The organism is Pseudomonas sp. Kh14 (genome assembly GCF_900291005.1).
Classification (GTDB): Bacteria; Pseudomonadota; Gammaproteobacteria; order Pseudomonadales; family Pseudomonadaceae; genus Aquipseudomonas; species Aquipseudomonas alloputida.
The window spans coordinates 1-263 of the sequence record NZ_OLKJ01000148.1; the positions used below are offsets into that span (position 1 = coordinate 1).

At 38.8% G+C, this 263-nt stretch carries 1 protein-coding gene; it reads right to left on the minus strand.

Annotation, left to right across the window (positions count from 1 at the left end; translation table 11 throughout):
- Positions 1-66 precede the first annotated feature (66 nt).
- Positions 67-263, minus strand: a 197-nt coding sequence (locus FQ668_RS28865; protein ID WP_218570911.1) for a hypothetical protein, incomplete at its 5' end; no start/stop codon positions are given.

Consider the following 263-nt stretch of genomic DNA (forward strand, 5'->3'; position numbering starts at 1 on the left):
ATATTGATAGATGCTGAAAGATTTCGAAAAACGTGAGCTACTAAGCTCACGTTTCTCATCTTTAGACTATTTCTTTTCCCACTTGTTGTGAGAAGAAACTATTAGCTTAACTCCTATTTCAATTAGGGCAGCAGCAATGATAGCTATAACGAATTCCCAAAAACCCATCGATATGAACCCAAGCGATTGAATGACTATCAAAATGCCCAAAACGCTTAGGCCAAGACCATTTGGGAAACTCCTTATCATGCCAACAACTCCAC